This is a genomic window from Asticcacaulis currens, assembly GCF_028550395.1.
GTDB lineage: Bacteria > Pseudomonadota > Alphaproteobacteria > Caulobacterales > Caulobacteraceae > Asticcacaulis > Asticcacaulis currens.
Genome location: NZ_JAQQKW010000011.1, coordinates 139,374 through 148,502, shown reverse-complemented (window position 1 = coordinate 148,502; position 9,129 = coordinate 139,374). Strand labels below are relative to the sequence as shown.

General features: G+C 60.6%; 7 protein-coding genes. 4 read left to right on the top strand and 3 right to left on the bottom strand.

The genetic code is table 11. From position 1 onward, the window contains the following. Positions 1-494: 494 nt before the first annotated feature. Both PQU94_RS16065 and PQU94_RS16060 read right to left on the bottom strand, forming a co-directional pair. On the bottom strand, positions 495-914 hold the full coding sequence (locus tag PQU94_RS16065; RefSeq protein ID WP_272742450.1) for a response regulator: 420 nt from the start codon (positions 912-914) through the stop codon (positions 495-497). 19 nt (positions 915-933) lie between these two features. Next, positions 934-2,085, bottom strand: a complete 1,152-nt coding sequence (locus PQU94_RS16060; RefSeq protein ID WP_272742449.1) for a sensor histidine kinase — start codon at positions 2,083-2,085, stop codon at positions 934-936. 225 nt (positions 2,086-2,310) lie between these two features. On the opposite strand from PQU94_RS16060, the gene PQU94_RS16055 reads away from it, so the two are divergent. The 4 genes from PQU94_RS16055 to PQU94_RS16040 all read left to right on the top strand — a co-directional run bounded on the left by PQU94_RS16055 (position 2,311) and on the right by PQU94_RS16040 (position 7,302). Next, the gene (locus tag PQU94_RS16055; protein WP_272742448.1) at positions 2,311-2,517 is read left to right on the top strand and encodes a hypothetical protein; all 207 of its coding nucleotides are present in this window, start codon (positions 2,311-2,313) and stop codon (positions 2,515-2,517) included. 104 nt (positions 2,518-2,621) lie between these two features. Then, positions 2,622-3,044, top strand: a complete 423-nt coding sequence (locus PQU94_RS16050) for a response regulator (protein ID WP_272742447.1) — start codon at positions 2,622-2,624, stop codon at positions 3,042-3,044. A 253-nt stretch (positions 3,045-3,297) separates the two neighbouring features. After that, positions 3,298-5,484 carry a methyl-accepting chemotaxis protein gene (locus PQU94_RS16045; protein WP_272742446.1) on the top strand — a complete coding sequence of 729 codons (2,187 nt, stop codon included), beginning with the start codon at positions 3,298-3,300 and terminating at the stop codon, positions 5,482-5,484. 273 nt (positions 5,485-5,757) lie between these two features. Then, positions 5,758-7,302: a tryptophan halogenase family protein gene (locus PQU94_RS16040; protein ID WP_272742445.1), complete on the top strand. Its 1,545-nt coding sequence runs from the start codon at positions 5,758-5,760 to the stop codon at positions 7,300-7,302. A gap of 263 nt (positions 7,303-7,565) precedes the next feature. On the opposite strand, the gene PQU94_RS16035 is transcribed toward PQU94_RS16040, so the two are convergent. Beyond that, positions 7,566-8,927, bottom strand: a complete 1,362-nt coding sequence (locus PQU94_RS16035) for a cation:proton antiporter (RefSeq protein WP_272742444.1) — start codon at positions 8,925-8,927, stop codon at positions 7,566-7,568. Between the last annotated feature and the right edge of the window lie 202 nt (positions 8,928-9,129).

Sequence of the window (9,129 nt, the reverse complement as noted above, 5' to 3'; positions counted from 1 at the left end):
CAGGATCAAACTCTCAAGTTGAGACTTCTCTCTGCTGCTCTTCGCTCTTTGCTCACCAAGCCCCTAAAGGCTCAGCAATCACTGCGTAGTTCTGCGTTCATATTAACGAGTTCCCACATATAGATCAGGGCCTAAACCCCAACCCATAAATGGTTGTCTATTAAAAGAGACCGCTCACAACAGTAGTCGTCATCAGACCACCGCCGCCTGCGTTTCCCTTCCCCATTCTACAATGTCAAAGATCAGAAATCCGTTTCAGCGTTAAGCTTCGTAAAGATTTCGTTGCCGCCGTCAGCGGCGAGGAGGCGGTTTCTATTCGAACCCCCGATCCGCGTCAACGGTCTTTTTCGGTTTTCCACAAGGTCGTGGCATTTTATTTGACGGCCCTTGCGGATGTCGCGCTATTTTTACATTTATATCAGCAGCTTAAATAAAATCGGGCGCAGAAATTTTCTTTCCGCGCCCGCTGATTTTGTCCGTTCACCCCAGAGAGATCAGGGCAGTTGGGCGATCTGCCCCCAAAAGCGCACCACTTCGCGCACGGTTTCGGCGTAAAGGCCGCCGTCGAACGGCTTGACCACATAGCTGCTGGCCTGACGTTCATAACAGTCGCGGATATCGCTCGGCGATTCCGACGAGGTGAACATCACCACGGGAATAGCGCGAAAGTTCGGATCGGCCTTGATCTCGCTGAGAAACATCTTGCCGTCCATGCGCGGCATGTTGATATCGAGCAGGATCAGGTCCGGCCGCGGCACCTCTTCGAAACGCCCTTCGCGGCGCAGGCACTCCAGTCCCTGCTGCCCATTGCCCGCCACCGACACCCGGCACGACGGCGTCGCGGTGCGCAGGGCGCGGCGAGTCATTTCCACATCGCCTTCATTATCCTCGATCAGCAGAAGTTCGAGCGTCATGACGTCTCCGGTTCAGAAATTACAAACGGGCCGGTTGCGGCAGGGTGAAGCTGAAGGTCGTGCCTTCGCCCGGCTTTGAGGTGAAGCTGATGTCTCCGCCATAGAGGCGTACGAACTTGCGACAGGTCGAAAGGCCGATCCCGGTGCCCGGAAACTCGTCTTCGCTGTGCAGTCTCTGGAAGATGGTGAAGATGCGATCGGCATAGGCCGGGTCGATGCCAATGCCATTATCCGCCACATCGAAACGATAGGCCTTACCAGCGCGACGCGCCGAAACGTGGATTTCCGGTGTCCGGGTGCCGTCCTGAAACTTCAGGGCATTGCCGATAAGGTTCTGCAGCAGCACGCGCATCAGGGTGGGCGAGGTCTGCATTTCCGGCAGGGCGCCGCAAGTGACACGGGCGCGCTGGGCCTCGATGACACCGGCCAGACCCGCACAGACCTCATCGAACACGCGCCGCGTATCAACCGCCTCAACCTCTATGGCTTCGCGGCCGACGCGCGAGAAGTTGAGAATGTCGCCGATCATGCGGTTCAGTCGCGTGGCGTTATCGCGGATATATTGCACATAGCGGCGTCCGTCTTCGTCCAGTGACTCTACCGAATCCTCCGCCAGAAAGCCCGCATAGATGTTCATCATGCGGACCGGCTCCTTCATGTCGTGCGAGCAGACATAGGCGAAGCGCTCCAGCTCTTCGTTCGACTGACGCAAGGTGGCGTTCAGTTGCAGGATCTGCTGCCGCTGGGTGTAGAGGTCGAGATAGACCTGCACCTTGGACTTGAGGATGTCGGGATTGATCGGTTTGAAGATATAGTCCACCGCGCCGATGGACGCGGCTTCGGTGGCGTAGTGGTCTTCCTTGGAAATGGCCGTGACAAAGATAATGGGTACGCCCTGCATGGAGGGGCGGGTCTTCATCAGGCGGGCGGTCTCAAAACCGTCCATGCCGGGCATCTGCACATCGAGCAGGACGATGGCGAAGTGGCGTTCGAGCACCAGGCTCAGGGCCGCCTCACCCGACTCGGCGGTGACGATATCGGCCCCCAGCGGCTTGAGCAGGGCTTCGGTCGCCAGAAGATTCTGCCAGCGGTCATCGACAATGAGGATAGAGGGCCGCTGGGCCTCTCCCCAGACCGCGGATGGTGTCTGAGCCGTCCTGACTGTCGTCATATCAGTCTCCGATTGCCCTTTGGCGAGAGGAACCTAAAACAGATCGCGTGCGGATTGAATCGAAAAATGGGTGATAAGCGCCTGTTTTATGATCTTTATCAGGCTGAGCTTGCCACTCTCTCTGTCGTGACACAGCTTCCCTTACAGAGTGTTCACAACCTGCGCGCGGCCCGCCATTTTCGTCTTATGCCTTTGCGCCCAGATTTCCGGGTGAAAGGAGATAACATGACGGAACACCGCTCCCCCACGCCCGAAGAGATCAGCCGGACCGCCGAGCAGAAGGGCCACGACAGCGATCCCTTTCCGCCGGAAGGCACGACGGACGAGCACCTGCTGCATCAGGACAGCCAGCGCCCCCTCCGCGAGAATGAGCGCGTCAAGGCGACGCGCAAGGCCCTGCGGCGTATCCGCAAGCCGAAGACCCACCTGTAAACGATGACAGTCAATACTGATTTTTTACGGTCCTTACGGGTAAGGACGGGCCGCGTCATTGAAGTGCGGCCTCCGTAAAATATCATTGTTCTCAAAGGTTTGTTATGATTGATTGTCAAGAACGCAAGGGCAGGGCGGCCACGGCACCCGCGCCTTTGAAAGTGCTGGTCGTTGACGACAATCAGGCCTCGGCCCTCACCTTAAGCTGGGCCATCGAATCGTGGGGCGATGAGGTGCGGACCTGTTTCGACGGTCTCAGCGCCATGGAGACGGCGCGCAGCTTCCACCCCGACGTCGTGCTGCTCGATCTGGGGATGCCGGAAATAGACGGCCTGAGTGTGGCGCGGGCCCTGCGCGCCGATCCGCGCACGCGCCGCTGCAAGATTATCGCCCAGACCGGTTGGGGCGATGCGGGCCGACGCCGGGAAACGGCGCAGGCCGGCTTTGACCTGCATCTGGTCAAGCCCATCGACTTTACGGTCCTGCAGGACATGTTTGAGCTGTTCCGCCTGATGCCCAGCCGTTAAATCAGAAACCACGACGGCAACTAGGACGATTGCTCAAAAATAAACGTTTGCGCGAAACGTTCTCATAAATTAAACTCAAATATTATGCCAATACAGGCTGTAAATCTCCGTTTGTCGCAATATGCGACACTGAGATATTTTGCCACATTATTTATATTTGCACAAAAGATAGACGCGACAATCGCTTAATACATCATTTATTATTACGAGCGCGATCATCCCCTAACGCCGTTATGGCGGCTGGAGGATGCACATGAACATACATTCCGTAAAAACGAAGATCGTCGCCCTGTCGGCGCTCTGTCTTCTGACGGCGACCGGGGCCCTGGTTGGTTTCGGCATATTTTCGTCGGGCAAGACCGCGCACTTTGTGAACCAGAATGTGCAGGGCCTGCTGGATCGCAACAGCAGCGAGTCCCTGACGCGGCTGGCCGATGCGCAGGCCGGGACGATCCGCACCGAGGTCGATACGGCCTTTTCCGCTGCCCGTAACATGGCGCGCAGCCTAGAAGTCATCGCCGGTCCGCGCGGCGTGCCGCGCGCGCAACGGCGTCAGCACCTGAACCAGATCCTGCTGGGGGTGCTGAAAGACAATTCGCGCTTTAACGGCACCTATAGCGCCTGGGCACCCAATGCGCTGGACGGAGCCGACGCGGCCTATGTCAACCGCAAAGAAGCAGGCTCCGACGCCACGGGCCGCGCCCTGCCCTACTGGACGCGCAATGCGCAGGGCGAGATCGCGCTTCAGCCGCTGGTCGAATACGACAGTCATGACCGCCACGCCAACGGCCTGATCAAGGGCGGCTGGTTCCTCAGCCCGCAGGCCAATGGCAAGGAGAGCATCCTCGCCCCCCTGCCCTATATCGTACAGGGCAAACACGTCTTTCTGGCCACCATGTCGGTGCCCATCGTCATCGACGGCCAGTTCAAGGGCGTGGCCGGGGCCGATTTCGATCTGTCCTTCGTGCAGGTTCTGGCCCAGTCGGTGAAGAAGTCGATCTATGAGGGCAAGGGCAATGTGACCATCGTCACCTCTGACGGGCTGGTGGTCGCCTCAAGCGCCTTCCCCGACGCCGTTGGCGGCTCGGTGCAGTCGGTCGATCCGTTGGCCTGGCGGGCGCTGGACACCGTCAAAGGCGGGCGCTCGGCCGTCGATTTCGACAAAAAGAACGATCAGATGCGCGTCTATGCCCCCATTCAACTGGGCCGCAGCGGACAGTTCTGGTCGGTGATCATCACCGTGCCGCGCACCGTCGTCATGGCCGATGCCGACAAGCTGTCCAATGCGCTCAAGGCGCGCGGCGGCAGCGACTCCCTCTGGGAGATCGTCTGCGCCCTGATCGTGGCGGTTCTGGGGATCGCGATGATCGCCGTTATGGCCAATAATGTCGCCAACCCCATTGCCCGCCTCACCGAGGCGCTGGGCCGGCTGGCCTCTGGTGAAAAGCTGCGCGAAATCGCCGGGGCGGGGCGCAAGGACGAGATCGGCGACATTTCGCGGGCGGTTGACCGCATCCGCATCGTCACCGAGGAAGAGGCCCTGCAAAAGGCCGCCGATGCCGAGGCCGAACGCCAGAGGCAGGATCAGGCACGGCGTCAGATGATGCTCAAACTGGCCGATGAGTTTGAAAAGTCGGTGGGCGGCATCGTCTCTCTGGTGTCTAGCGCGGCCACCGAAATGCAGGCCTCGGCACAGCAGCTGACCGCCACCGCGCAGCAGGCTTCGGCGCAATCGGTCGCGGTATCTGCCGCCGCCGAAGAGGCCGGGGCCAATGTCACCTCGGTGGCCTCGTCCGCCGAAGAACTGGGTGCCTCGGTCAATGAGATCGGGCGTCAGGTCGAAACCTCGGCCAGCATTTCTTCGGAAGCCGTGGAAGAGGCCAGCGGCGCGGTGCGGCTGGTGGACGAACTGAATACGGTGGCCGTCAGCATCGGCGGCGTGGTCGATCTGATCGCCGGGCTGGCCAGCCAGACCAACCTTCTGGCGCTCAACGCCACCATCGAGTCGGCGCGCGCCGGTGAAGCGGGCAAAGGCTTTGCCGTAGTCGCTTCCGAGGTCAAGGCGCTGGCCGGTCAGACGGCGCGGGCGACCACCGAAATTTCGGACAAGATCGCCCACATGCAGGAGGCGACCGCCAAGGCGGCGGCGGCCATCTCCAACATTTCCGGCACCATCGCCCACCTCAACCAGACCAACACCATCATCGCCTCCGCCGTCGAACAGCAGACGGCGGCAACGCAGGAGATCGTGCAGGCGGTCAATCAGGCCTCGGTCGGGACGCAGGAGGTGACCACCAACATCACCGGCGTGGCCATGGCGGCGGAACAGACCGGCACCTCTGCCGTGCAGGTGCTGGGGGCGTCGGCCGAACTGGCGCAGCAGGCCGAGCGGCTGCATCAGGAGATGGACAAGTTCCTGCAAACCGTGCGCGCCGCCTGAGGCCCCGCATGAGCTGAGCCTAGAGCGGAATGATTTCAAATGGAATCATTCCGCTCAAGCCGCCACTGAGGCGGCGGCCAAGGTGGCGGAGCCCGCACCCGGCGAGGGGCTAAACAAAAATCCAGATCATTATGTTTCCACCAGAAATCATAATGATCTAGGGGCGGGACCGTCGAACGGCCCTGCCCCCGGCAAGCCGCAGGGTAAGCGTAATGACTCAGTGATCCGTCACGCCGATTGCCCGCGCCGCCAAAACGACGCATACTCAGGCGCATGACAGGCAAGCGCAGAATCCTGATCCTGGGGGGCGGTACGGCCGGATGGCTGGCGGCGGCCTATCTGGCGCGCTATTTCGACATCAAACGTCAGCCGCGCCTTGAGATCGTGCTGGTGGAATCACCGGAGATCAGCAGCGTAGGCGTCGGCGAAGGCACCTTCCCCACCATTCGCCAGACGCTGAAATTCATCGGCATAGACGAAGCGCCCTTCATGCGGCGCACCACGGCCACCTTCAAACAGGGCATCCGTTTTGCCGACTGGGTGACGACGCCGGTCAACGGGCGGCACGAACACTATTTCCACCCGTTCGAAGCCCCCTACTATACCGAGGGCGAAGGGCTGGTCCCTTACTGGCTGTTGCAGGACGAGGCGACGCGCAAGCCCTTTGCCGAGGCCGTAACGTTTCAGAAGCGCGTGGCCGAGGCGCGGCGCGCGCCCAAACGCCCGCACGAAGGCGATTTTGCCGGGCCGCTGAACTACGCCTATCATTTCAACGCGCATCAACTGGCCGAGGTGCTGGCCGAACGCGCCGTCGCCCTGGGGGTGGCGCATAAGCCGGCGCGGCTCGATGGGGTGGTGCTCGACCACACAGGGCAGATCGACCACATCGTCGCCGAGGGCGAGGTGCTGACGGCGGACCTCTATATCGACTGTTCGGGCTTCCGGGCCGAACTGATCGGTAAGGCGCTGGGGTCGCCGTTCCGCTCGGTGCGCGGGACGCTGTTCACCAACAAGGCGCTGGCGTGTAAGGCACCCTATGAGCGCCCCGACGCCCCTATCGAAAGCTACACGGTGGCCACGGCCCATGCGGCTGGCTGGACCTGGGATATCGGCCTCGATGGGCAGCGCGGGATTGGCTATACCTACTCGACCGACCACACGAGTGACGACGAGGCGGAAGCGACGCTGCGTCGCTATGTGGGCAGCAAGGCCGCGGTGAACCTGCGTGAGATTGCGTTCGAGCCCGGCTACCGCGAGCGCCCGTGGATCGGCAATTGCGTGGCGGTGGGGCTGGCGGGGGGCTTTATGGAGCCGCTGGAATCGACCGGCATCGTGATGATCGAGGTCGCCGTGGCCATGATCGCCGAGATGTTCCCGCACGCCGGGCCAATCGACGCCCCGGCCCGTCGCTTCAATTCGCTGATGACGGCGCGTTACGAGAATATCGTCACCTTCCTCAAGCTGCACTACGCGCTGAGCCACCGCAGTGAGGCCTTCTGGCGCGACAATGCCGATCCGCAAACCTGGCCTGAGCGGTTGCGCGAGTTACTGGAGCAATGGCGTTACCGGCCGCCCAGCCGGTTCGACTTCCTGATTGACGTCGAAACCTTCGCCTTCTTCAACTATCAGTACATTCTCTACGGCATGGGCTTCCGGACCGATCTCAGCGGGGCGCGAGACCACTTCCCGCATGTCGAGGACGCCAACCGGACCTTTGCCAAGATCCATAATTTCGGCGAGCGCGCGACGCTGGACCTGCCGCCGCACCGCACCCTGATCCGCCAGATCTACGCCGAAGGCTTTGCGGAGTCGGCATAGCTGCTCTTCTTATACCTCCCCAGCTTGCTGGGGTATAGCGCAGTGAAAGTATAGCTTTCGCCAGCGTTGGGACCGCACGAAGCGAAGCTGAGATGCGGTGGTGGGGGTTCTTTCTGATCTTAACCCCAAACGGATGTTAAACCTTTGGAGCGATGTGCGGAAACGGAGTTCGGCGAAGCCAAAAGTGTGAGCGGTTTTCCGCACATCGCGACAAAAACAAAAATTTAGAGCGAAATGGCCATTCTACTTAAAGTCTTTTCGCTCTAGTCCGGCGACCTGTCCGGCAAGGCCCCAAGCTCGCCGCTTTCGCGCGCCTTGCGGCCATAGACGGCTTCGAACAGCGGCGAGGCCATGACCGTGGTGACAATCGCCATCAGCACCAGCATCGAGAACAGGGCCGGGCCGATAATGCCCTTTTGCAGGCCGATATTGATGATGATCAGCTCCATCAGCCCGCGGGAATTCATCAGCGCCCCGATGCCCAACGCCGTGCGGTTGTCTTCGCCGGTCAGGCGCGCCGCCGCATAGCAGGCGCCGAATTTAGCGAGGATCGACACGGCCAGAATGGCCAGCGCGATCAGCAGCAGTTCAAGATTGTTGACCATATCGAGGCGCGTGTTCAGCCCCGAATAAGTGAAGAACATCGGCAAGAGCAGGATGACGGTCAGCGGCTCGACCTTTTTCTTCAACTCCTCGGTAAACTTGCCACGCGGCATGACCGTGCCCAGAATGAAGCCACCGAAGATGGCGTGGATGCCCACCGCGTCCATTACAAAGGCCGAAGTCGCAAAGGCGATCAGGGTAATGGCCAGAACCGTGTGGCTCATCTCACCCTTTTGTTCAACCATGCGGCCCAGCGGCGCCAGAAGCGGCTTGCCCGCGAACACCACGAACAGGGTCCATAACAGGCCGCCGCCGATGGCCAGCACGGCGATACCCGGCCCGCCGCCAAAGGTGGCCAGCACGATGGCCAGCACGCACCACGACACGGCGTCGTCAAAGGCTCCGGCCGTCAGGGACAGGGTGCCCAGCGACGAATGGGCCAGACCGCGCTCATTGATAATGCGCGCCAGCATGGGGAAGGCGGTCAGCGCGATACAGGCCCCCATGAACAGGGTGGCATTGAACTGCGAAATGCCTTCGGCAAACAGGCCCGGCACCGTCAGAAGCCAGGGCGTAATCAGCAAGGCCATCAGAAACGGCACCGTAATGCCCGAAAACGAGACCGCCGCAGCGCTTTTGCCCTTTTGCGCAAAGTGGTCGGCGCGGAAGGTGCAGCCGACGAGGAACATATAAAGACCCACGCCCAGTTGCGCCCCGACATAGAGGACGTTGCGGCTTTCCTTGGGGAAGATGGCCCCCTGAAGATCGGGGAACAGAAGCCCCAGAAGAGATGGCCCCAGAATGACCCCGGCGATCATTTCGCCGACCACCTGCGGCTGCGCCAGAAACTTCTGACCCAGCCAGCCGACCACGCGGCACGCCAGAATGATCAGGCCGATTTGCAGGAAGAAACGGATGCTGAAGTCGTTGGCATTATAGGTGCCATTGGGCCCATGCGGCGACAGGAGGGTGGTGATGGTCTCAAACGTGTGAGCCCACATGTCGGGTGTAGCGACGGTCATGCGAGTCTGTGATCCCCTGATTGATCTGTGTTCGGCCTTCTTTTGAGCGAGACCGGTGGCTGAGACAGACACAGAAATCACGCCGGACGCAACCGGTTGCCGGCTAAAAAAAACGTTTTGAAATACCGCGTTTGAAAATTGTTGCTAAAGGGTCACGATGTAGTAACGTAACTACATGTTAGCGCGCTCATTTGTAGCAACG